The sequence below is a fragment of the Izhakiella australiensis genome (genome assembly GCF_002006995.1).
GTDB classification, from domain to species: Bacteria; Pseudomonadota; Gammaproteobacteria; order Enterobacterales; family Enterobacteriaceae; genus Izhakiella; species Izhakiella australiensis.
In genome coordinates this window covers 49,483-71,953 of the sequence record NZ_MRUL01000012.1, presented here as the reverse complement: position 1 = coordinate 71,953, position 22,471 = coordinate 49,483, and the positions used below count along the sequence as shown (strand labels likewise).

19 protein-coding genes are annotated in these 22,471 nt (G+C 57.0%); 5 read left to right on the top strand and 14 right to left on the bottom strand.

Features of this window, described 5'->3' with window-relative positions; genetic code table 11:
- Positions 1-298: 298 nt before the first annotated feature.
- The 5 genes from BTJ39_RS16225 to BTJ39_RS16205 are packed head-to-tail and all read right to left on the bottom strand — an operon-like array spanning position 299 to position 5,990.
- A complete protein-coding gene (locus BTJ39_RS16225) occupies positions 299-1,075 on the bottom strand; it encodes an SDR family oxidoreductase (RefSeq protein WP_078003738.1) in 777 nt (258 codons plus the stop codon).
- A gap of 10 nt (positions 1,076-1,085) precedes the next feature.
- A complete protein-coding gene (locus BTJ39_RS16220) occupies positions 1,086-2,162 on the bottom strand; it encodes a M24 family metallopeptidase (protein ID WP_078003737.1) in 1,077 nt (358 codons plus the stop codon).
- Positions 2,155-3,798: a GMC family oxidoreductase gene (locus BTJ39_RS16215; RefSeq protein ID WP_078003736.1), complete on the bottom strand. Its 1,644-nt coding sequence runs from the start codon at positions 3,796-3,798 to the stop codon at positions 2,155-2,157. The genes BTJ39_RS16220 and BTJ39_RS16215 overlap by 8 nt, the downstream gene beginning before the upstream one ends.
- Positions 3,799-3,812: 14 nt before the next feature.
- A complete protein-coding gene (locus tag BTJ39_RS16210) occupies positions 3,813-5,126 on the bottom strand; it encodes an MFS transporter (protein ID WP_078003735.1) in 1,314 nt (437 codons plus the stop codon).
- Between the two features lie 27 nt (positions 5,127-5,153).
- The gene (locus BTJ39_RS16205) at positions 5,154-5,990 is read right to left on the bottom strand and encodes an MBL fold metallo-hydrolase (protein ID WP_078003734.1); all 837 of its coding nucleotides are present in this window, start codon (positions 5,988-5,990) and stop codon (positions 5,154-5,156) included.
- 130 nt (positions 5,991-6,120) lie between these two features.
- On the opposite strand from BTJ39_RS16205, the gene BTJ39_RS16200 reads away from it, so the two are divergent.
- Complete coding sequence (locus BTJ39_RS16200) at positions 6,121-7,293, top strand: ROK family transcriptional regulator (protein ID WP_078003733.1); 1,173 nt, start codon at positions 6,121-6,123, stop codon at positions 7,291-7,293.
- Positions 7,294-7,304: 11 nt separating this feature from the next.
- On the opposite strand, the gene BTJ39_RS16195 is transcribed toward BTJ39_RS16200, so the two are convergent.
- Complete coding sequence (locus tag BTJ39_RS16195) at positions 7,305-8,831, bottom strand: DNA-3-methyladenine glycosylase 2 family protein (protein WP_078003732.1); 1,527 nt, start codon at positions 8,829-8,831, stop codon at positions 7,305-7,307.
- 170 nt (positions 8,832-9,001) lie between these two features.
- Between BTJ39_RS16195 and BTJ39_RS16190 the strand changes: the two genes are divergently transcribed.
- From BTJ39_RS16190 to pnuC, 3 genes are all read left to right on the top strand, one after another.
- Positions 9,002-9,490: a methylated-DNA--[protein]-cysteine S-methyltransferase gene (locus BTJ39_RS16190; protein WP_078003731.1), complete on the top strand. Its 489-nt coding sequence runs from the start codon at positions 9,002-9,004 to the stop codon at positions 9,488-9,490.
- A 156-nt stretch (positions 9,491-9,646) separates the two neighbouring features.
- Positions 9,647-10,690: a quinolinate synthase NadA gene (nadA, locus tag BTJ39_RS16185; RefSeq protein WP_078003730.1), complete on the top strand. Its 1,044-nt coding sequence runs from the start codon at positions 9,647-9,649 to the stop codon at positions 10,688-10,690.
- A 31-nt stretch (positions 10,691-10,721) separates the two neighbouring features.
- Positions 10,722-11,438 (top strand): nicotinamide riboside transporter PnuC, encoded by a 717-nt coding sequence (gene pnuC, locus BTJ39_RS16180; RefSeq protein WP_078003729.1) that lies wholly within the window; start codon positions 10,722-10,724, stop codon positions 11,436-11,438.
- Here pnuC and zitB read toward each other — a convergent pair.
- From zitB to BTJ39_RS16160, 4 genes are all read right to left on the bottom strand, one after another.
- Positions 11,435-12,376 (bottom strand): CDF family zinc transporter ZitB, encoded by a 942-nt coding sequence (gene zitB, locus BTJ39_RS16175; RefSeq protein WP_078003728.1) that lies wholly within the window; start codon positions 12,374-12,376, stop codon positions 11,435-11,437. The two genes, pnuC and zitB, sit on opposite strands and share 4 nt — an antisense overlap.
- Positions 12,366-15,464: an ATP-binding protein gene (locus BTJ39_RS16170; protein ID WP_241825931.1), complete on the bottom strand. Its 3,099-nt coding sequence runs from the start codon at positions 15,462-15,464 to the stop codon at positions 12,366-12,368. Before BTJ39_RS16170 ends, zitB begins: the two co-directional genes overlap by 11 nt.
- 17 nt (positions 15,465-15,481) lie before the next feature.
- Positions 15,482-16,069 (bottom strand): response regulator transcription factor, encoded by a 588-nt coding sequence (locus tag BTJ39_RS16165; protein ID WP_078003726.1) that lies wholly within the window; start codon positions 16,067-16,069, stop codon positions 15,482-15,484.
- 215 nt (positions 16,070-16,284) lie between these two features.
- Complete coding sequence (locus BTJ39_RS16160) at positions 16,285-16,641, bottom strand: protein YbgS (protein WP_078003725.1); 357 nt, start codon at positions 16,639-16,641, stop codon at positions 16,285-16,287.
- A gap of 296 nt (positions 16,642-16,937) precedes the next feature.
- Here BTJ39_RS16160 and aroG point away from each other — a divergent pair, with 296 nt between their 5' ends.
- Complete coding sequence (gene aroG, locus BTJ39_RS16155) at positions 16,938-17,990, top strand: 3-deoxy-7-phosphoheptulonate synthase AroG (protein WP_078003724.1); 1,053 nt, start codon at positions 16,938-16,940, stop codon at positions 17,988-17,990.
- Positions 17,991-18,201: 211 nt separating this feature from the next.
- Here the strand turns inward: aroG and gpmA are convergent, their stop codons facing one another.
- The 4 genes from gpmA to galT all read right to left on the bottom strand — a co-directional run bounded on the left by gpmA (position 18,202) and on the right by galT (position 22,339).
- Positions 18,202-18,954 carry a 2,3-diphosphoglycerate-dependent phosphoglycerate mutase gene (gpmA, locus tag BTJ39_RS16150; RefSeq protein ID WP_078003723.1) on the bottom strand — a complete coding sequence of 251 codons (753 nt, stop codon included), beginning with the start codon at positions 18,952-18,954 and terminating at the stop codon, positions 18,202-18,204.
- Positions 18,955-19,113: 159 nt separating this feature from the next.
- Positions 19,114-20,148, bottom strand: a complete 1,035-nt coding sequence (gene galM / locus BTJ39_RS16145) for a galactose-1-epimerase (protein ID WP_078003722.1) — start codon at positions 20,146-20,148, stop codon at positions 19,114-19,116.
- Entirely contained in the window at positions 20,142-21,290 is a 1,149-nt protein-coding gene (gene galK / locus BTJ39_RS16140; RefSeq protein ID WP_078003721.1) for a galactokinase, read from the bottom strand. The genes galM and galK overlap by 7 nt, the downstream gene beginning before the upstream one ends.
- On the bottom strand, positions 21,290-22,339 hold the full coding sequence (gene galT / locus BTJ39_RS16135; RefSeq protein WP_078003720.1) for a galactose-1-phosphate uridylyltransferase: 1,050 nt from the start codon (positions 22,337-22,339) through the stop codon (positions 21,290-21,292). The genes galK and galT overlap by 1 nt, the downstream gene beginning before the upstream one ends.
- Positions 22,340-22,471: the final 132 nt, after the last annotated feature.

Here is a 22,471-nt window from a genome sequence, read left to right as displayed (position 1 = left end):
AGCAGCCGGGCCTTCTGTGACCTGGGTGCCGGGCATGCAGCAATGAGGGGCTGCCATTTGCGCGCCAGGCCACACGGATGTGCTTGTGCCGGTGCGGAAAGCAGCCGGGCCTTCTGTGACCTGGGTGCCGGGCATGCAGCAATGAGGGATGCCGTTTGCGCGCCAGGCCACACGGATGTGCTTGTGCCGGTGCGGAAAGCAGTTGGGTCTTCTGTGACCGGCCTGCCGGGCTTGCAGCAATGAGCGTCTGTCCAGCAAGTGCTCCGTTTTCGCCCGGGCAGTTTAAACGACACGCCGGTTACTCGTGGTACATCTGACTGCGTCCGCCATCAATAAGTATATCGCTGGCGTTGATAAAGCGCGCTTCGTCAGAAGCCAGAAACAGCGCGGTATAAGCGACTTCATCCGGTTCGCCGATGCGCTTACATGGTAGCAGCGCGGCCTGACGCTCGCGCTCGGCTTGTGGGTCCGGGCAACTTGCCAGCCAGGCCTCGGCGGCGGGGGTCATGATCAGTCCGGGGGAGATACTGTTGATGCGGATACCTTGCGCAGCATATTCCACGCCCAGCGACCGGGTCAGGCCAATCAAGCCATGTTTAGCAACCGGGTAGGGGAACGCGCCGGGAATAATCCTGTGTCCATGTACCGAAGCAACGTTGACAATATTGCCATACTGACGAGCAAGCATATCCGGCAGCACGCTGCGAATCAGATTGTAGGGGCCTTTCAGATTGGTCTCCATGCAGCGCTGCCAGTCCTCCTCTTTCAGTACCAGCGGATCGGAAAATACGTTCACCCCCGCGCAGTTGATCAAAATATCAATGCGACCAAAGGTTTTTTGCACCTGCAGCACCGCGCTTTGCACCTGATCTGGCTGCGTCACGTCCGCTGTGCAGGCAATACATTGCTGGCCGTACTGCTTCAGCTCCGCCGCCAGTATTTCGCTAGCGGAGGCGTCAAGATCGAACAGCGCCACGCTGGCCCCCTCGCGCGCGAACAGCCTGGCAATTGCGCTACCAATGCCGCTGCCTGCACCGGTAATAATGGCGGTTTTGTTATGTAATCGAGCAGACATAATCGCTTCCTTATGATGTCGGTAACACCAGCCAGTCGGCTAACTGGAAAGTCTTGCCGCCGCGTTGTAGCGTAATCAGCGGCCAGCTGTCGCTGCGGGTCAGCGCGCGCACGCCGCTGCGGGTAACTAAAAAAGTGTCTTCGCTTTTCACGCCGCTCAGGGTGGGGTTCCATGCCACAGCAGTGTCCGCCTGTATCTCGCCTTGGGTTTCTGGCGTAACAATCCAGTCGCGACAGCCATAGCCCGCCGGGCCGCCCTGGTGGTGATCGCGCCAGGCATCGGGGTAGCCATATTGTTGATAGGTTTGCACAATATCGCCAAATACCGCTGACCAGCGGCGCTGCGGTTGCGTGGCGTGCAGAATGTCGGCATGGATATTGGCCAGCGCCATAATGTGTTGACGTAGCGCCGCATCCGGCTCGCCAATGTGTACCAGCCGCGAAAGGCTGACATGCAGACCCTCACGCTCGGCGCCCAGCGTAATCAGCATTTTCTCTACCAGCTTCCTGCGCGTTGGCACCGGATGTTTGAAGGCAGCAATACGTTCATCGGCGGCTATCAGCGTACATACCGGGCGGATACCGCGCGACAAACAGGCGGCGGCAATCTCCGCTTCAACCTGCCATTCAGTAACGCCTGCCCGCAAGCGGCAAGCCACACTTTCGACGATGCGCGCCGTTTCTTCGCCGAGCGTCTGATAGCGCCGCTGTTCGTTGTGATGAAGTCCCTGGCGTAGCGCAATAATGCGCGACTGGATATCCGTGCTGCCGGCGACAGGGCTATCACTGCCGATGCTGCCCGCGGGTAACAGGGCATTGAATGACTGACACCACGGAAAGCTTTGCGTGTTGCAGGCAAACGGCAGCGGCTCCTCCGCCAGAATGCGTGGCAGTTCGTTTTCGGGGGCCAGCAGGGTAACGCTATCGCGGGTAATCAACAGGCTGGCGACGCCGGTTTCGGCGCGTTCCACAACGTAATAGCTGGCGCCGTCGGTCAGCCAGGCGATGTTATCGCGCCGCGTCAGCAACACGGCATCGAGCTTCCACTCCGCCAGCGTATTTTGCAGGCGCGTCAGTTTTTCACTCATCGTGGGCTTCCTTCTCCGGCGTTGCCTGCGTCCGCAATAGCAATTCACCGGCGCGATGTGCCACTGCCATCACAATAGCATTGGTGTTGCCGCTAATGATGTTGGGCATCATTGATGCATCGACCACGCGCAGCCGCTTAACGCCGCGTACCCGCAGATCATCGGTGAGTACCGCCAGCGGGTCGTCGTCGTGACCCATGCGGCAGGTACCGACCGGATGATAGCCGGTTTTCACCATACGTTTGCAGTGAGCGGCGAGCGCTTCATCCGAGGTCGTCTCAGCGCCGGGAAAAATCTCAGCATTGACCATGTCGCCTATTGGCGTGGCGGCAATCACATTGCGTGCAAAGCGAAACCCGGCAAGCGTGCGCGCCAGGTCATCCGGGTGGCCGAAAATTTGCGTATCGATAACCGGTAAACTGCTGGCGCTGGCATCGCGCAGCGTCACCTGACCGCTGGCTTTAGGGCGTAGCAGCAGCGAATTCACGGTCACGCCGTGGCCGGGATCGGCGCCCATTACGTCACGATCCAGATAAACCGTCGGGACGCAGAACATCTGAATAGTCGGTGTGGCGTTGAAATCGAGCGGGTCGAAGAAGGCGCAGGTTTCCACGCCGGTGGTGGTCACCGGGCCGGATTTAAACAGCATATATTGCAGACCGGCTTTAACCATCGGCCAGCCACGGTCCTGACCGTAGTAACCGAATGCCCCGTTAGTGCTGGCGACCACCGGCACTTCATAATGATCCTGCAGATTTTTACCCACGCCCGCTAAGTGGTGGCGCAGCGTAATACCATGCTGTTTGAGCTGTTCCTGCGGGCCGATACCGGAAAGCATCAGCAGTTTCGGTGTCTGATAGGCGCCAGCCGCCAGAATGACCTCCTGTCGCGCGCGTGCCTGGTGGGAATGCCCCTCCTTGCTATAGCGTACGCCGCTGGCGCTGTCGCCTTCGAACAGAATCTCTTCGGCCTGTGCGTTGGTGATAATCGTCAGGCGAGGGTCGTCGCGCAGCGGGTTAATAAAGGCATCAACCACGCTGCAACGCTGACGCGTCTCGCCGTTAATGGTGTGCTGCATAAAGCCGACGCCAAACGGATTACCGCGATTAAAATCAGGTGTATAGGGAATACCAAGCCCCTGCATCGTTTTCACGAAAGCGCGGCTGAGCGGGCTGAAATGACCAAGATGCGACACTTTCATTGGTCCGCCGACTCCGTGAAGCGGGGCGCCAAGGTGATCGTTATCTTCAATGGCGGTAAAATGCGGCAGCAGCGCATCCCACGACCAGTCGATGCCCTGTTTACCCAGCGCGGCGTTCCAGTCGTCGTAATCCTGGCGATGGCCACGCATGTAGACCATGGCATTGACCGTCGAGCCGCCGCCCAGCACTTTGGCCTGCGGCACAATCACCCCACGGCCGTCAAGCTGCGGCTGGGGTTCGGTCTGGTGCAGGGTAAGATATTTATCGCTGGCGAGGAACTTCATGTAGCCTGCCGGCATCTTCAGCACGGGATGGTATTCATCGCGACCGGCTTCCAGCAGCAGCACGCGCGCATTGCCTTCCCGTACCAGTCGGGCGGCGACGATGCAGCCCGCGCTGCCGCCGCCTATCACAATGTAATCGAACTCTTTCATGTCTCTCCCTTTACTCAGAAGCAACGGAATCTAAACGACGTAAACGCTGGGCCACGGGATTGTGCTGTTCGCCCGGGTCCAGGGGGCTGAGCAGAAAACACCAGGAAACGATAGCGCTGACCAGATATAAAAAGGCATAGCCCCATAACGCCGAGCGTACCGACCAGCGCATTGAGCGCACCGTACAGCGCCGGGCCAAAGAAGGTCGAAAGCCCGGCGGCAAAACAGTAAATTGCCATGGCGTTACCTTTGTCTTTGGGTTGACACAGTGAGGAGAATAGCGCGGCGGCCGGAACATACCCGCACAGTGTGATGCCATATAAACAGGCGCATATCACGCTGAGAATAAAGCTGCCGTGGCTCCATTGCGGGACGAAGTACATCAACAGCATGGAAATGCCGGACCCGAGGCCGCCAAATACCGTCAACACTTTGCGCCAGCCGATGCGATCGCTGAGCTTGCCGATAATCGGGTTAAAACTCATGCCGACCAGCCCCATGATGGTGATCAGGCTGAGATATTCGGTTTGCGTAAAGCCGATTTGTTCGGTGAAAAAGCCAGGTAAAAAGATAAAGAAGCCGAAATAGGGCGTGGTATTGATGATGCGCACCAGGGCCGCAGCGGAGATACGCGGCTCACGCCACAGAATATCGATACCGCCCATCAGCGTGCGCCAGGTCCCCTGATGGCGGTGCTCTTCATCCAGTAATGATTGATAACCACGGCGCTCTTTTAATGCCACCAGCATGACGATCAACCCCAGCGCCACCAGGCCGAGCGACAGCCAGAAGGTGGCATATTCACCGAACAGCCTGATAGAGAAGATCGCGACCAGTGAGCCGAGGGTAGGCAAGCCGCCGGTAAACGCCAGCCAGAACCAGCCGGTTGCCGAGCCGCGCATATCCGCCGGCGCCGCTGCCTGAATCCATACCAGAAAGGCATAGGCAAACATCGGATAAGCCACGCCGCGCAGGCCGTAAGTGACCGCCAGCAACAGCACGCTATGTGTTGGCAGCGCCACGGCGAGGAACAGCACTTCAAAAACAATCCAAATCAGGCCGCCCGCCAGCATGACTTTTCGCGGGCCAATCAGCGTGGAAAGCGAACCGGCCAGCCAGGAACCGAGCGTGACGGTGACGCCGTAAAAGGCGATCACGGCGGCGGCGATATTGAGCGAGAAGCCATTTTTATGCAGATAAGGTGCGAGATAGTTGGATTCCACGCCGTCGCCAATCATAAACAGCAGTACGGCGATATAGCCCCATGCCAGCGTCGGCGGAATGCCGAGGCGGATCAGCCATGGACGGTTTGCAGGTGATATTGTCATTCTATTTTCCCCGGTAAGATTTTTATTTTAACGCAGGTAGATAAATCGCTCGCCCGGCATCAGCAGGTGGAATTTTTTGCCGGGATAGCGCGTCAGCATGTCGTCAACAAACCAGGCTGGATTGTCGCGATTGCAGCTGAACAGATCGTAATGGCAGGGCAGCAGCAGATCGCTGTCCAGCGCGTGATGCAGGTCGGCGGCATCGCGAAAACTCATATTCGGCATAATGCCGCGCTTCAGGCGGGCATAGTCGCCGCCGTTAATCGGGAGCACGTTGATGTGAGGCCGCAGTTTTTGCATCTGCGCCCGTAATTCAGGCGTCACCAGGGTGTCGCCGCTGTGCCACAGGCTGACGCCGTCGCTGCTGATAAAATAACCGAGGTAGCGATCATTACCTTCAGCGTCACGTTCATAATCGCTGTGCGCTGCGGCAACCGGCAGGATGCTAAAGTGCCCGGCATCAATGCGCAGGCCGGTTTTCGCCGCGCGCGCATTGCTAAGGGGCAAGCGGGCGATATCCGGCGCGGGCAACCAGATCGGTAAATCAGGCGCGGCGGCGGCAAGGGGTTCGAGGGTCTCCAGGTCCAGATGATCGTCGTGAAAATGGCTGATCAGCACCAGGTCACAGACGCTCAGGGCCTGCGGCGGCAGCACCGGCGGGAAATTGCGCACGAACTCAGTATCGGGATGGTTGCGCTCAATGGCATTGCTCAGATAGGGGTCAATCGCCAGCACATCGCCAGCATGATTTTTAATGATCAGACCTGCCTGGCCCAGGCTCCATATTGCTAATCCTTGCGCGGGTACTTCAGTACGTGTCAGTTCCTGCGCCAGCTGCTGAGCATCGCGTAAGATAAATGCCATATTGACCCCCTTTTAGCGTAATGAGCACGGACTCTAAAGCAATTGTTGTGCCCTGGATGGCGTAACCATCACAGAAGTCAGTAAACACTGTTTAGTAAAATGACGGTGACCGACGGAAAAGGAGCGGGATGTGAAGCGGGTCGGGCTGAATAATCACCAGGTGCGTAAACATAATAAAGCTTTATTTATGAACCTGTTGTGGCGCAATAAGCGCCTGAGTAAATCGCAACTGGCACAGCTGAGTGGGTTGACCATCCCGGCGGCGAGTAAAATTTTGCAGGCACTGCTGGCAGAAGGAAAAGTGCAACATTCCGCGGCTGCCCTCAGCGCGCGCGGAAAAAGTAGCGGCAGTTTTCAGCTGCCCTCTGAGGGGGAATGGACGCTGTGCCTGTGCGTGAAACCCACCAGCATTGAATGGCAACTGGCAGATGCTCAGCTGGTAGCGCAGGGCGAATATCAACACATTACCATCAACACCCTGATACCGGAGCAGCTGCTGACAGAAATTGAAACGGTATGGCGACAGACCTGTAAACGGTGGCCGAAACGGCGCATCAGGCTGGCGCTGGCGGTGCATGGCCAGGTCGATCCGGTTACCGGCGTGTCGCAGCATATGCCGCAGGCCGCGTGGAAAAGCCCGCTACAGCTGAAATTCCTGTTAGAAGAGAGGCTGGGGGTGGACGTTCGGGTTGATAATGACTGCGTGATGCTGGCGCTGGCGGAAAAGTGGCTTAACAGCAACGCCCTCAGCGAGTTCTGCGTGATTAACGTTGATTATGGTATTGGTTCATCGTTCGTCATCAACGGCGAAATCTTTCGCGGTAACCTCTATGGTAGCGGTCAAATCGGCCATACCACCCTCGATCCTGGCGGCAAACGCTGTAACTGCGGCCGTCAGGGCTGCCTGGAAACGGTGGCGTCGCTCAGTACCTTAAAACAGCTGGCGCAGCAGCGCGCGCCTGATTCGCCGCCCCCTACCAGTCGTCAACTGCTGGCGGCATGGCAGACGGGGGAACCGTGGATAATCGCCTGGGCGCAGCGTAGCGCGGAGGCGATTGGCATGAGCCTGTATAACTTCCTCAACACGCTGAATATTAATCAGATATGGCTGTATGGCCGCAGCTGTACTTTTGGCGAAAGCTGGTTGCAAACCATTGTGCGTCAAATCGACTTCAATCCGTTTGATCCCCGTGATGCGCTGAAAAGCAAAGCCACTAACGTGCATTTTGGTCAGCTGGATCGCGCACATCAGGTGCTGGGGATTGGTTATCTCTATGTCGAAGCCGATCCCGCTGCCGTATAGTGCAACATCGTTCACTCAGCTGCTGGCGTACCGTTGCTGCCTGTCTGATGCGCTTTAGTTTTAGCCTCAGCCGCTTTTTTCGCTGGCTGCGACAGGTTTTTCCAGATATGCAATACGGCGTAGCTGCGCCAGGGACGCCATGATTGCGATATGGCCTCAGCCTGTTTTGCACTGACCCCGCCTAGGTTATTTCTCACGGCAATATCTTCTTTCGGAAACGCATCCGGCCAGCGTAGAGCGCGCATGGCAATATAGCTTGCCGTCCACGGACCAATTCCCGGCAGGGCGCAAAGCTGGCCGATGACCTCTTGCGGCGGCGCACCGGCCTCCAGTCGCAGCTCACCGCGCTGGCAGGCGGCGGCCAGCGCCAGGATGCATCTTGCTCTGGCGCTAACGATCCCCAGCCGGGCAATATCATCGACGCTGGCCTCGCTAATTCTTTCTGGCAGCGGCGACAGGCGATTCAGCTGCGGCAGCGGCGTCACAAACGGTTCACCAAAGGTGTTGGCAAAGCGGCAGGCCAGCGTGGTGGCCGCTTTTACCGTAACCTGCTGACCGAGAATGGCGCGCACGACCATTTCGAAGCCATCAAAAGCGCCGGGCACGCGCAAGCCGGGATTTTTTTCCAGACTGGCGCGCAGCAGCGGCTGCTGTGCTAAATGGGCGGCTATCGCCTGCGGCTGAGCGCTGAGATCAAACAGATTGCGCAGACGCTGCAGCATCGCTGGCAGCACCGGACTGAGGCTATGGCTGAACTGCACGCTGAGCGCGCTTTTGGCGCTATTATGGCTAACGCGCAGCCAGCCGTGATGATCGCCAATGCGCACCGTGCGGGCGTAGCTGTCATTATCGACATATTCCACGCCCTCGATCATACGCAAGCTGAGAAATTCCAGCATCGCCTGCCAGTCATAAGGAGGGCGATAGCTTAGCAGCAGGGTTGAGGTGTCGTTGCTGAGCGAGGCGCTGTTACTTTCCGCCACGACTTTGCGCAGCCGGCTGGGCGGCATGCGATAGCGCTGACGAAAGACATCATTAAAGCGACGCAGGCTGGCAAAGCCGCTGGCAAAGGCAATTTCGGTAACCGACAGATGGGTCTCGGTTAGCAGCTGTTTGGCGAGCAGCAGCCGGCGCGTTTGCTTTAATTCCAGCGGGGAAACCCCCAGCTCAGCCTGCACAATACGGCGTAGCTGACGCAGGCTGATAGCAAAGTATTGCGCCACGTCCTCCAGGCTGGTCTGGCCGTTGCTCAGGCTTTCATCGAGGCACTGAATGACCCTTTCGGCAACCTGATGGGCATGGTCTACCGGCGCGTTGCCGGGCGCCAGCTCGGGCCGACAGCGCAGGCAGGGTCGAAAGGCCGCTTTTTCCGCCGCGCTGGCGCTGGCGAAAAACAGGCAGTTTTCTTCCCTGGGGGGCTTTACCGGACAAACCGGCCGGCAGTAGATGCCGGTGGAGGTAACGCCAACAAAAAATACGCCATCGAAACGCGTATCTCGCGATGTAAGCGCCTGATAAGCAATGTGACGTTCAATCATGGAACCTCCTACGAGGGAAGAAATGACGCCAGTGTAACGAGGTGAAAGCGCTGAAACTGGCTGTTTTCGGACAGCACAAGCCATTTTATACTGGTGTCCGAAAACAGCCAGTATCCCGTTGCGAACGCGTAATAATGGACAGGATTAACCAACCTGCAGGAGAAAGTAAAATGGGCTACTACCGTAAAACCGTCGTCACCCCGGTAGGTGAGCTGGAGCTGATCGCCAGTGATAAAGGGCTGTCAGCCATTTTGTGGGAAAACGAAGGGGCGATACGCATTAAGCGCACGCCAATAGTTGATCGGCCCGACCATCCTGTTTTGCTGCAAACGGCCCGGCAGCTTAAAGAGTACTTTGCCGGTGAACGGCGGGTATTTGATCTGCCGCTTGATTTTAGCGGCACGGATTTCCAGAAAAAAGTGTGGGCCGCGCTGCTGACTATTCCGTTTGGGGAAACCCGTAGTTACGCCGAAATAGCCGCTCAGGTCGGCAGTCCGGCGGCGGTACGGGCCGTAGGCGCCGCCAACGGTAAAAATCCGGTCAGTATCGTCGCGCCTTGCCATCGGGTCATTGGTAGCAATGGCAAACTGACCGGTTTTGCCGGTGGTCTGGAGGTTAAAGCGTTTTTACTGAGCCTGGAAAACACCACGCTGCTGTAGTCGGACGAAGAACCGCTTTTGTACACCAGGGGAATAATAAGTTTGCTGGTCAGAATGGGCTATCTTGTTTAGTATATAAAACAAACCGAGCGAAATATCGCCAGAATAAGGCGAAACACGCGATGGCTAGTTCAATGAAAAAAACGAGATAGCAATATGAGCCTGATGTTTGATCCTGAAAGTGCAATTTATCCGTTTCCGCCAAAGCCCGCGCGGCTCAGCGCGGCTGAAAAGGCCGGCTATCGCACGCGTATCAAGCGGTTACTGCGTGAGCAGGATGCTGTCATGGTGGCGCACTACTATACCGACCCTGAAATTCAGGCGCTGGCGGAGGAAACCGGTGGCTGCGTGGCGGATTCGCTGGAAATGGCGCGTTTCGGCAGTCAGCATCCGGCATCCACGCTGCTGGTGGCCGGGGTGCGTTTTATGGGCGAGACAGCAAAAATTCTCAGCCCGGAAAAGCGCATTCTGATGCCTACGCTGTACGCCGAATGTTCGCTTGACTTAGGCTGTCCCGCGGATGCCTTCAGCGCTTTTTGCGACCAGCATCCGGATCGCACTGTGGTGGTCTATGCCAATACCTCCGCTGCGGTAAAAGCCCGGGCCGACTGGGTAGTCACCTCCAGCATCGCGGTTGATCTGATTGAACATCTCGACAGCCTCGGCGAGAAAATTCTCTGGGCACCCGATCGCCATCTCGGACGCTACGTCGCGCGGCAGACCGGCGCAGATATTCTCTGCTGGCAGGGCGCATGCATCGTGCATGACGAATTTAAAACCCAGGCGCTGCAAAATATGAAAGCGCTGTTTCCGGGAGCCGCGGTGCTGGTTCATCCTGAATCGCCGCAGGCGGTGGTTGATCTGGCCGATGCAGTCGGATCAACCAGCCAGCTCATTCAGGCAGCGAAGCGCCTGCCGCATGCGCAGATGATAGTGGCAACCGATCGCGGCATTTTCTACAAAATGCAGCAGGCGGTGCCGGATAAAGAGTTACTGGAGGCGCCGACGGCCGGTGAAGGCGCAACCTGTCGCAGCTGCGCGCACTGTCCGTGGATGGCGATGAATGGCCTGGCGGCCATCGTCAACGGTCTGGAGCAGGGGGGCATTGAGCATGAAATCCAGGTCGCCCCCGGGCTGCGAACGGCTGCATTGCGCCCGCTGGAACGTATGCTAACCTTTGCTGCAGGTCTGAAACGATAAGCGTATTTCAGCGCATTAAGGATCATAACGGATGGATTTTTTTAGCACGCAAAATATTCTGTTTCATATTCCGCTGGGTGCGGGGGGCTACGATCTCTCCTGGATTGAAGCGATTGGTACCCTGGCAGGCCTGCTGTGTATCTGGTTTGCCAGTCTGGAAAAGATTATTAACTATCCGTTTGGCTTGCTTAACGTGACGCTGTTTGCGGTGATTTTTTTTCAAATTCAACTTTACGCCAGCCTGCTGCTACAGCTGTTCTTTTTTGCCGCTAATATCTACGGTTGGTATGCCTGGAGCCGGCAAACCAATGACAACCAGGCCGCGTTGAAAATACGCTGGCTTCCCCTGCCTAAAGCGCTGGCCTGGCTGGCAATATGCGCGATTGCTATCGGCCTGATGACGGTGTTTATCAATCCGGTATTCGCCTTTCTTACCCGACTGGCGGTGGCAATCATGGGAGCGATGGGGTTAACGGTGGCAATGCCCCAGCTGCAGCCCGACGCCTTTCCCTTCTGGGATTCCTGCATGATGGTGCTGTCGGTGGCCGCGATGATTCTGATGACGCGGAAATACGTCGAAAACTGGCTGCTGTGGCTGGTTATCAACGTAATAAGCGTGATGATATTTTCCCGCCAGGGCGTGTACGCCATGGCGCTGGAATACGTCATCCTGACGCTGATTGCGCTGAACGGCAGCTGGCTATGGATAAAGAGCGCTCGCCAGCATGGCTCACAGGCGCTTTCTTAGTGATGATGATGTGAGTGATGCTGTTGCTGCGTGCTCAGGGTTAGCTGGCAGTCAGCAGTATCGCAGCGCTGATATTCCATCTGCACCGTTGCGTGTTCAATCTGGTAGTGCTGGTGCAAAAATTGATGGATGCGCTGCAGCAGCGCATCGTGATCGTAAGGTGGGATCACCTGAACGTGCAGAGTAATAACCGGCTTTTCCCCGACCTGCCATAAATGGACGTGGTGGACGTTGCGCACCTCCGGAATGGAGCTGACCAGCGTCCGCGCCAGCTTATCGGCATCCAGCGCCTGCGGCGAACCTTCGAGCAGCTCATGCAGACTTTCCCGCAGCAGCGTCCAGGCGCTGCGCAGAATCAGCAACGATACCAGAACCGACAGAATAGGGTCGGCAGCCGTCCAGCCGGTAAAAATAATGATGAGCGCGGCAGCAATGGCGCCCACCGAGCCGAGCAGATCGCCCAGCACGTGTAGCGCGGCGGCGCGCACATTGAGGTTTTTCTCCCCGCCGCCGCGATGCAGCAGCCAGAATGACAGCAGATTTGCCAGCAGTCCGGCGATGGCAACCCCCATCATCAGGCCGCCTTCTACCGGTTGCGGATGGTAGAAGCGAATGACCGCTTCCCAGACGATCAGCAGGGTAATGACCAGCAGGGCAATCGCGTTGACAAACGCCGCCAGCGTGGTCAGCCGTAGCAGGCCAAAAGTATGGCGGCTGTTGGGTTTACGCTGAGCAAACTGCATGGCCATCAGCGCCATCAACAGCGCGGCGGTATCGGTAAGCATATGACCGGCATCCGCCAGCAGCGCCAGCGAGCCGGAGAGCACGCCGCCGATAACCTCGGCCACCATAAACAGTGCAGTAACCGCAAAGGCCGCCAGCAGTCGCGAGCGGTTGGCATCATCGCCATGGTGAGAATGTGAGTGATTATGCGCCATCGTTTTCCAGTCTGGATACCAGCTTATCGCATAATGATAACAGTAAATTGAGCGCACGTTTGTCGAGTTGTTGCTGGTCCGCTCCCTGAATCAACCGCTGGCAGAGCGCTTCACCCTGCGTATATCCCAGCAGCAGCCAGCTGCCTTTCAGCCGGTGCGCGCTGGCGGCCAGCTGCGGCCACTGCTGAAGGCTGGCTGTCTGGCTGAGCAACTGGCGATCCTGGTTGAGGGTCGCCAGCAGTGTCGCCCGTAGCCGCTGCTGATAATGGCTGCCCTGACCGGCAAGCTGATTCAGCCTTGTCGCTAAATCGTCAAAATCATCGGCGGCGCCGGGCTGGAGCAGGCGCTGAATATCATCCAAAGCGATAGGTTTTACCAGGACGCCATCCGTCAGGACCTGCACCTCAGGTTGCGAAATGATGCGCGCGTCTGCCGAGCAAAAAATCAGTCGGGTATGGTGCGGCGTGTTGCGCTCCATGCGGCGCAGAATGCGCGCTACCGTCACGCCGTCCGGCTTTGGCATCGAATAATCGATGAAGATTAAATCAAACGGTCGCTGCTGCGCGGCCTGCAGCAGCGCTCGTCCCTCGCCGTAGACCTCTGCCTGAATACCGCAGTGGGCCAGCTGTTGCTCCATCACCAGCAGGTTGGTGGGATGATCATCAACGATAGCAATCCGCTGTGGCGCTAACCTCTGATGCTCAGCCGCCAGCGCCAGGTCGGGGGAAGGCATTGGGTGGGGCAGCTCAAGCGGTAGCTGAACCAGTACGGTGGTTCCCAGACCAACGGCGGACTCCAGTTGAATTTTGCCCCCCATGCGGGTAACAATTTCCCGACAGATGGACAGCCCCAGCCCGCTGCCCTGAACCGAAAGCTGGCGTCCTGAAGGCGGTTGGTACCAGGGTTCAAACAGGCGGATTTGTTCCTCAGGCGGAATGCCGCTGCCGCTGTCGACTACCTGCAGATGAATGTGCTGTTGCTGCTCCAGTACCGCCAGGGTTACGCGAATTTCTCCCGTCCGGGTGAATTTCAGCGCATTGCTGATCAGATTGTTGGCAACCTGCTGCAAACGTCCGCCGTCAAGCGTGACCCATTCAGGCAGCGCCGTTATTGCCTCCACGATAAGCTGCGGCCCGCCCGGGCGTAATAGCGGCTGATAGAACGCTGACAGATGGGCTATCCAACGGCGTAGGTCAAAAGGACGTGGCGTCAGGGTGAAGGTATTATTTTCCACCCTGGCATGATCCTGCAGATCATTGAGCAGCGTCATCAGACCAGCGGCGCTGCGCTGAATGACCGCCAGGTTATTCGCGCCGGGATGCCGCGCTGCCTCAACCTCAAGCAGTCCGAGGATAGCTTGCATCGGCGTGCGCAGCTCGTGGCTGACGGTCGCCAGAAACTGACTTTTCATCGCATTTGCGCGCCGCGCTTCTTCCCGTTCCAGCTCCAGCTGCCGGCGCTGGCGTCTTTCCCGCCGCTGCTCCAGGTAACGACGGACTAATAAAGCCAGCAGAAAGACGATGGCGAACAGGGCGGCAATCAACACGAATACCGAGACCGGGCGCATTTGCGTTCTGCTATTTTGTGCCGGATTGCTGCCGTTACTCCAGCTTTCGCGCATTCGCTGCTGGGTGCTGGCGGGGATCTGCTGCAGACTTTTATTCAGCAGCGTGCGCAGCAGCGGCTGCTGTCGCGCAAGGCCAAAGGCCACCGGCCATGCGGTATCGCTGGCGGCAAACGCCAGCCGCAGGCTGTCAGCATAGCCGGACTCCAGCTGGGCGCGTGCGGAAAAGACGTTATCTACCAGCGCATTCAACTGCCCGTTTGCCAGCGCATCATACAGCGCTTTACGATCGCTGAAACTGACCAGATGAGCGCCCGCAGGCACCATATGGCGAGCAATATCGCCGTCCAGAATACCAATGCGCTGAGCGTTCAAATCCTGCCAGCGCGAGACCCCATGACTTGCGTTGTTGACATAAACGCCCCACAGCGCTCTCCAGACGGGCAGGGTATTGCCCTGCATATTATCGTCGCCGGTCAGCGGGCGCATCAGCTGAATCATTGCCCGGCCGCTATCGACCAGTGCCGCTGCCTGATGAGGATTACTCACCCAAACGGGCTTGAAACGCAGCCCGGTATTCTGGCCGATGACTTGCAGCAGCTCCACGCTGTAGCCGGCGGCATCACCGTTGGCCTGGCGGTAGCTCCACGGGTAATCATCGCTGACGGCGGCATAGGTTACCTGAGGATGCTCGGCGATCCAGCCGCGCTCCATGGCGGTCAACGATGCGGTGTTACTGTCCTGATAGCGCGGCAGCTGGCTGCTCCAGCGTTCCTGAATGCCATTCACCACTTCAACGGGCAAAGCGCGCAGCGCCTCATCCAGACAGCGGATCAGCCGCAGGTCGCGACCAACAGCCTGCAGGCTGAGCATCCCCGCATCGGGCGATGAGGCAAGCTGATAAATTTGGCCCTGCTGCAGCTGGGACAGCAGAAAGCCCGCGCTGGTCTCATCGGCAACCACATAATCAGCTTGCTGATTGAGCAACATATACAGCGCCTGCAGATCGTTATCGCGAATCAGCCAGCGATGCTGGCGGGCGAAATCCTGCGCCAGCAGCCGGTAGCTTTCGCTGCTGATAGCAATGCGGGCGCTGGCGGAATTAAACATCACCTGACGCGCGTTATTGCGATTGCGATAAATACGCAGCGGGCTGCTGAACCATGGCTGAGTGGCAAAGTAGCCTTTAGCCAGCGGCTGTGACGCCACGCCAAAGGCGACGTCTAACAGCCCGTTATTCATGGCGGTCATCAGGCTGCCAGGGGAGGCATAGGGGGTAATGCGGAAACTCAGCCCGCTAATCTGATGCAGCGCTACCAGGTAATCGGCATTGATACCGTATAAATCGTTGCCGACGACAATATTTCGCGGCGCGCTGCTGTCTTGCAGAATACCGACGCGGATAATCTGCTCTGCTGGCGGGTCAGGGGGAGACGCGGGCATCATCGACGGCGCCATCATCAGGCTGCTTATCGGGTGCAGATCGGCACGAGCCGTTATGGTCATGCTCAACAGTACCAGCATCAGCAGCAGGCAGCGGATCACTGCTGGGCTCTCCACAGCGCGGCTAAGCTGAGAAGCGAGCTGGCGCCGGTTTTTTCCATGATGTTTTTTTTATGGGTACTGACGGTTTTGTTGCTGATATGCAGCCGCTCTGCAATCTGCAAATTGGACAGGCCGCTGGCTAGCAGGGCCAGAATCTGCTGCTCTTTGCTGGTAAGCGGGCTGCTGCGGGCGTTCGTCGCGGTTTCCGGCGGGAAAACCGTTTCACCCGCCAGCACCGCCAGTATTGCTGAAACCAGCTTAGCCAGCGGCTGACGTTTAACAATATAACCTGCGGCCCCTGATTCGTGCGCCAGCCTTATCCATGAACGCTCTTCCTGCGCTGAATAGATTATCACCGGCGCGGCATGATGGCGGCGGATATACTTCAGCAGTTCAAGGCCGTTGCCGTCCGGAAGCCCGATGTCCAGAATCACCAACGCAGGCTGCTGGTCTTGCAACCACTGCTTAGCGCCGTGGCTGCTGTCAACGCAGTTCAGCGCGAAGCTAAGGGCGCTGCGCGCCAGCTCCGCCTCAAGCGCAACCTGCACCAGCGGGTGATCGTCAATTAACAGCAGTGAAATCATGTTTATCCTGCGCAGGGTTTCGCTTTACCGGGATTAAGAATAGCGGAATGCAGGCGTGAAGTAATCAGCAGAAAAGAGGGCCGTTGCGGACAAGAACGCTGAGATTCTGCAGAGATGAATAATTTGCGGGCAGTCTGAAAGCAATCTGAAAAGCAAAAAGAAGAGCCGGAGCTCTCCTTTTATATGGATCAGATAACAGTGAACCGATGTGCAAATTACTGCGTGGTGCCGTCGGTTTTGGTATCGGCGCCCGGACCTACTTTCTTATTCACGTTCGGACATTTGCCGTCTTTACACTGTGAGTTCTGGTCAATCTGATTAGCATCCATTTTTTTGCCGTGATGTTTCATCTTCTTGTGCGTTGAACTACCGGCGGTATTCTGGCTGCCTTCATTAATTTTACCGTTATCAACATGCTTCGGCGCCAGGGTCTGCTCAGAACCGCCGGACGCGGCACCAGCATCGGCTGCCTGGTTCGAAGTACCGTTGTTGCTGCCACCCTCGGCCAGTGCTGCGCCGCTACCCAATGCCATCGTTGCCGTCAAAATTGCAATTGCAAACTTATTCATCATTATGCTCCCGTTAATTAATGAAATCGTTTAGTGCTATACGAACCTGGTTACTGGGTTATAACGCCTTGCCTAACTAAGGCAAAATAAACCGCTGCATTTACTTATCTGGATGATATTTCCTTGAGGTAAATGCTTTTTTTTAAGTAGTTACGTATCAAAGTGTAGTAAGCAGCGGCGAAATATCAAATTTTCCGCGGCTAAATACGCGCGAACGATTTACACGCCCAGTCCGGACGGTTAAATTTAGACGGTTAAGCCGGGCCCATAGCCAGGTACCAAATCATGCTGGAATCGAAATGAATTATCAGAACGATGACTTAAGAATCAAAGAGATAAAAGAACTTCTGCCGCCTGTGGCGCTGCTGGAAAAATATCCATCAAGTGAGCAGGCCGCCCAAACGGTAGCGCGCTCTCGCCAGGCGATTCATCATATTCTTAAAAATAAAGATGACCGCCTGCTGGTGGTTATTGGACCTTGCTCAATTCACGATGTGCAAGCGGCAAAAGAGTATGGCGAGCGCCTGCTGAAGCTGCGTGAAGAGCTGAAGGGTGAGCTTGAAGTGGTTATGCGGGTCTACTTTGAGAAACCGCGTACTACCGTCGGCTGGAAGGGGCTGATTAACGATCCTCATATGGATGGCAGCTTCCAGATTAATGACGGCCTGCGCATTGCGCGCAAGCTGCTGCTGGAAATTAACAATACCGGGCTGCCGGCTGCCGGTGAATTCCTTGATATGATCACCCCGCAGTACCTGGCTGACTTGATGAGCTGGGGAGCGATTGGCGCCCGTACCACGGAATCTCAGGTACACCGGGAACTGGCTTCCGGGCTATCCTGTCCGGTTGGTTTTAAAAACGGCACGGATGGCACCATTAAAGTGGCCATCGATGCGATCAATGCTGCCAGCGCGCCGCACTGCTTTCTCTCCGTAACAAAATATGGTCATTCGGCGATTGTCGAAACCAGCGGCAATGACGACTGCCATATTATTTTGCGCGGCGGCAAAGAGCCTAACTACAGCGCCCATCATGTCAGTGCGGTAAAAGCCGGATTGGAAAAAGCGGGCCTGCCAGCGCAGGTGATGATCGATTTTAGCCATGCAAACAGCAGCAAGCAGTTCCAGAAGCAGCTAACCGTGGCCGACGATGTTGCCGGGCAAATCGCTGGCGGCGAAAAAGCGATTATTGGCGTGATGATTGAAAGTCACCTGGTGGAAGGCAATCAAAATCTGGAGAGCGGCGAAGCGTTGGTGTATGGCAAAAGCGTTACCGATGCCTGTATTGGCTGGCAGGACACGGAAAACGTGCTGCGCCAGCTGGCTGACGCGGTGAAAACCCGGCGCGGCTGATTCCAGTCAGTTGTCTTTCGGCTGGTCGTCAGCGGTAGTAAGAAACAGGGCAAGCCTCCGTTAGCGGGTTCTTCAGCTTGCTGACAACGGGGGCATAGCCGTTGCCCGTCGTCTGCTGCAGGAGCATTCCTCAACCGTTAAAAAGCTTTTTCAACTACGCTGCGGCAATAAAAAACGGCCCGGATGGGCCGTTTGGTCAGTCAGCGCAGGGTTACTTTGCTTTACCCTGATTGGCTACCGCAGCCGCTTTGGCGGCGATTTCGTCGGCGTCGCCGAGATAGTAACGCTTGAGCGGTTTGAAGTTTTCGTCAAACTCATACACCAGCGGTACGCCAGTAGGAATGTTGAATTCGAGAATTTCTTCTTCGCTCATATTATCGAGATATTTGACCAGCGCGCGCAGCGAGTTGCCGTGAGCGGCGATGATGACTTTTTCGCCTTTTTTCATGCGCGGCAGAATGCTGTCATTCCAGAAGGGCAGTACGCGATCGATGGTCAGCTTCAGGCTTTCAGTGGTCGGCAGCTGGCCGGCAGTCAGCCCGGCGTAGCGGGGATCGTGGCCGGGGAAACGCTCGTCGGTGCGGTCCAGCTCTGGCGGGGTAACGGCGAAGCCACGACGCCACTGTTTAACCTGTTCATCACCATATTTCTCAGCTGTTTCAGCTTTGTTAAGGCCTTGTAAGGCACCATAGTGACGTTCATTCAAACGCCAGCTTTTCTCTACCGGCAGCCAGACTTGATCGACTTCATCAAGGATGCTCCACAGGGTGTGAATAGCGCGTTTTAACACTGAGGTATAGGCGAAATCGAAGGAATAACCCTCTTTTTTCAGCAGCTGACCCGCTGCTTTTGCTTCGGTGCGGCCTTTATCGGATAAATCGACATCATACCATCCGGTAAAGCGGTTTTCGTTGTTCCACTGGCTTTCGCCGTGGCGCACCAGAACCAGCTTAGATACAGCCATAGATTCACTCCTTCCTGATTTTCGGTTTCTATAACAATATAAATATTATATTACCGACGCGCGGCAATTTGATAGTGCATTACCTTAGCGGAATTTAGTCCGGCGCGTAAGCCTGAGCATGACGCGTCGGATATTTTTCACCCGCTTTCATGATGCCTGTCAAGCGGCAGTGAAACGATAGCGGGTAATGCATTGATAGCGCTGACCGGGTTGTAACCAGCAGTCCGGCTGCGGCCAGTCGCTATGATTGGGAGAGTCAGGCAGGAATTCGCTTTCCAGCGCAATACCATTAAACGCCTGGTATGCATCCCGTTCGCGGGCAGGGGTACCCGCCAGATAATTGCCGCTGTAAAGCTGCAGCGCCGGGGCCGAGGTTTCCACTGTCAGCTGCAGTTTGCCGTCTGCTGAGGTCAAGCGCGCGGCGGTCTGACTGGCATCGCCGGCGGCGTCGAGTAAAAAGGCATGATCGTAGCCTTTCACCGCCTGCTGGTCGGCATCGGCGAGGAAATCCTGCGCCAGGGTTTTTGGCTGGCGGAAATCAAAACTGCTGCCGCTGACCGGGGTTAAATCCCGGGCAGGAATACCGGCGCTGTCAACCGGCAGATAGCGCTGAGCCATCAGCTGCAGCTGGTGCTGACGCGCATCGCCGTGAACGGCGTCGAGGTTAAAATAGGCATGATTGGTCAGGTTGACCGGGCAGGGCTTATCAACCGTCGCCTGCCAGGCGATGCTGAGCGTATTATCATCTTCCAGCCGGTAATGCACCGTTGCTATCAGGTTGCCGGGAAAGCCCTGGTCGCCGTCCGGCGAATCGATCTGGTAGGTCACTTCCTGCGGCGCCTGGCTGACTATCTGCCAGCGACGATGGCTAAAGCCTTGCGGCCCGCCGTGAAGCTGGTGCGGAGGCTGATTCGCTGCCAGCTGCGTGCCGGTGCGCGTCAGGGCGGCATTCGCAATGCGGTTGGCATAACGACCCACCGTGGCGCCGAGGTAGGCATCCTGATGTAAGTAATCCGCGGGTTTTTCACAGCCAAGCAGGGCTTCGCGCACGCTGCCGTTCGGCATCGGCACCCGGGCTGAAAGCCAGGTCGCCCCCCAGTCCATAAACGTTGCTACCATCCCCTGCGCGTTGCGCAGGGTAGTGATATGCCAGGGCTGGCCATCCGGTGCCAGCGAATCTGGTTGGGTTAGCATTGTCCGGCTCCTGCTGATGCTTTGCAGATATAGAAGGTCTCTTTCAGGCCGGTGGCCGCTTCATACTGGCTGGCAACCGCCTGTTTAACGCTGTCGACCCGATCCAGCGGCATCAGCGCGACGATACAGCCGCCAAAACCGCCACCGGTCATGCGCACGCCGCCCTGTTCGCCGAGAACCTCCTTCACGATTTCAACCAGGGTATCAATCTGCGGCACGGTGATTTCAAAATCGTCACGCATTGAGGCATGAGATTCCGCCATAAGGACGCCCATGCGGGCCAGGTCGCCGTTAGCCAGCGCATCGGCGGCTTCCAGCGTGCGGGCGTTTTCAGTCAACACGTGACGTACGCGCTTGGCAACCAGCGGATCCAGCTCGTTTTCCACCGCGCGGAACTGGGCGATATCGACGTCGCGTAGCGAGCTTTGCGTAAAGAAGCGCGCGCCGGTTTCACACTGCTGGCGGCGGGTGTTGTATTCGCTGCCCACCAGGTTACGGCGGAAGTTGGAGTTAATAATCACTACCGCAACGTTGTCCGGCATCGGTACCGCGCGGGTGCTGAGGGTGCGGCAATCGAGCAGCATGGCATGGTCTTTTTTGCCGAGGGCAGAAATCAGCTGATCCATGATGCCGCAGTTACAGCCGACAAACTGGTTTTCCGCTTCCTGACCGTTCAGGGCGATTTCTGCGCCGTCCAGCGGCAGGTGATAAAGCTGCTGGAATACGCTGCCCACGGCCACTTCCAACGAGGCGGAGGAGCTAAGGCCCGCGCCCTGCGGCACATCGCCACTAATAACCATATCGACGCCGCTAAACGCCGGGTTGCGTTTTTGCAGATGTTTTACCACCCCGCGCACGTAGTTTGACCACATCTGGTCCGGATGGTTAAGGATTGGCTCATCGAGCGAGAAGCTGTCCTGCTGGTTATCATAGTCCGCCGCCACCACGCGAACGGTGCGGTCGTCGCGCTTAGCACAGCTAATAACCGTTTTGTAGTCGATAGCGCACGGCAGCACGAAACCATCGTTGTAATCGGTATGTTCCCCAATCAGGTTGACCCGGCCGGGCGCCTGAATGGTGTGGGTTGGGGCATAGCCGAAGATGTCATTGAAAAGGGTTGTCGTGGTTTGTTTTAAGCTCATTATTCTGCTCCGGATTCACGGAAATGCACATCGCTGACGGCGCGCAAACGCTCCGCCGCCTGTTCGGCTGTTAAATCGCGCTGGGTTTCCGCCAGCATTTCATAGCCGACCATAAATTTACGTACGCTGGCCGAGCGCAGCAGCGGCGGATAAAAATGGGCATGTAGCTGCCAGTGCTGATTTTCCTCGCCGTTGAAAGGGGCGCCGTGCCAGCCCATGGAATAGGGGAAAGAGCACTGGAAAAGGTTGTCATAGCGGCTGGTGAGTTTTTTCAGCGCCAGCGCCAGGTCATCGCGCTGGGCGTTGCTCAGATCCACTAAGCGTTTAACCGGCGTTTTCGGCAGCAGCAGGGTTTCAAAAGGCCAGGCCGCCCACCAGGGCACGACTGCCAGCCAGTGCTCGGTTTCTACGACGGTACGGGCGCCGTCCTGCAGCTCACGCTGGGTATAATCCACCAGCATTGGTGAGCCGTGCTGCTCAAAATAGCGGCGCTGAAGATCGTCTTCACGCTTTGCTTCATTAGGTAAAAAACTATTGGCCCACACCTGGCCGTGGGGATGCGGGTTAGAGCAGCCCATGGCTGCACCCTTATTTTCAAATACCTGTACCCAGGGGTAGTGCTGTCCCAGATCGGCGGTCTGCTCCTGCCAGGTGCGGATCACGCCGGTAAGCGCCTCCAGGCTCAGCTCCGGCAGGGTCTTGCTGTGATCGGGCGAAAAGCAGATAACCCGGCTGGTGCCGCGCGCGCTTTCGCAGCGCATCAGCAGATCGTCGCTTTGCGGCGCATCGGGGGTATCGGTCATCAGCGCGGCGAAGTCATTGGTAAAAACGAACGTCCCTTTGTAATCGGGATTTTTATCGCCGGTGACGCGCGTATTGCCGGGACAGAGAAAGCAGTCCGGGTCGTGGTTGGGTAAGGTATTTTGCGCCGGCGTTTCCTGCGCACCCTGCCACGGGCGCTTAGCCCGATGGGGGGAAACCAGTACCCACTGATCGGACAGCGGGTTATAGCGGCGATGCGGATGATCGACCGGATTAAATTTTTGCATACTGAGTCCTGATAACCTGCTTAGCGGTTTCTATCTGTAAAAAGTAGCACAGCCTTAAATGAGAAAGCGTGATCAAGTCTGGATAAATGGAATCGTTTACACAAGATGAAAAATCCTAAGTGTAGGGGAAAG

What these genes read in the sequence shown, in the direction of transcription:
- BTJ39_RS16160 (WP_078003725.1), bottom strand. Translation starts at nt 16,641, where the DNA reads ATGATGAATAAGTTTGCAATTGCAATTTTGACGGCAACGATGGCATTG.
- galK (WP_078003721.1), bottom strand. Translation starts at nt 21,290, where the DNA reads ATGAGCTTAAAACAAACCACGACAACCCTTTTCAATGACATCTTCGGC.
- gpmA (WP_078003723.1), bottom strand. Translation starts at nt 18,954, where the DNA reads ATGGCTGTATCTAAGCTGGTTCTGGTGCGCCACGGCGAAAGCCAGTGG.
- galT (WP_078003720.1), bottom strand. Translation starts at nt 22,339, where the DNA reads ATGCAAAAATTTAATCCGGTCGATCATCCGCATCGCCGCTATAACCCG.
- BTJ39_RS16195 (WP_078003732.1), bottom strand. Translation starts at nt 8,831, where the DNA reads ATGATTGAACGTCACATTGCTTATCAGGCGCTTACATCGCGAGATACG.
- BTJ39_RS16225 (WP_078003738.1), bottom strand. Translation starts at nt 1,075, where the DNA reads ATGTCTGCTCGATTACATAACAAAACCGCCATTATTACCGGTGCAGGC.
- nadA (WP_078003730.1), top strand. Translation starts at nt 9,647, where the DNA reads ATGAGCCTGATGTTTGATCCTGAAAGTGCAATTTATCCGTTTCCGCCA.
- pnuC (WP_078003729.1), top strand. Translation starts at nt 10,722, where the DNA reads ATGGATTTTTTTAGCACGCAAAATATTCTGTTTCATATTCCGCTGGGT.
- galM (WP_078003722.1), bottom strand. Translation starts at nt 20,148, where the DNA reads ATGCTAACCCAACCAGATTCGCTGGCACCGGATGGCCAGCCCTGGCAT.
- BTJ39_RS16220 (WP_078003737.1), bottom strand. Translation starts at nt 2,162, where the DNA reads ATGAGTGAAAAACTGACGCGCCTGCAAAATACGCTGGCGGAGTGGAAG.
- BTJ39_RS16165 (WP_078003726.1), bottom strand. Translation starts at nt 16,069, where the DNA reads ATGATTTCACTGCTGTTAATTGACGATCACCCGCTGGTGCAGGTTGCG.
- BTJ39_RS16215 (WP_078003736.1), bottom strand. Translation starts at nt 3,798, where the DNA reads ATGAAAGAGTTCGATTACATTGTGATAGGCGGCGGCAGCGCGGGCTGC.
- aroG (WP_078003724.1), top strand. Translation starts at nt 16,938, where the DNA reads ATGAATTATCAGAACGATGACTTAAGAATCAAAGAGATAAAAGAACTT.
- BTJ39_RS16190 (WP_078003731.1), top strand. Translation starts at nt 9,002, where the DNA reads ATGGGCTACTACCGTAAAACCGTCGTCACCCCGGTAGGTGAGCTGGAG.
- BTJ39_RS16205 (WP_078003734.1), bottom strand. Translation starts at nt 5,990, where the DNA reads ATGGCATTTATCTTACGCGATGCTCAGCAGCTGGCGCAGGAACTGACA.
- zitB (WP_078003728.1), bottom strand. Translation starts at nt 12,376, where the DNA reads ATGGCGCATAATCACTCACATTCTCACCATGGCGATGATGCCAACCGC.
- BTJ39_RS16170 (WP_241825931.1), bottom strand. Translation starts at nt 15,464, where the DNA reads ATGCTGGTACTGTTGAGCATGACCATAACGGCTCGTGCCGATCTGCAC.
- BTJ39_RS16210 (WP_078003735.1), bottom strand. Translation starts at nt 5,126, where the DNA reads ATGACAATATCACCTGCAAACCGTCCATGGCTGATCCGCCTCGGCATT.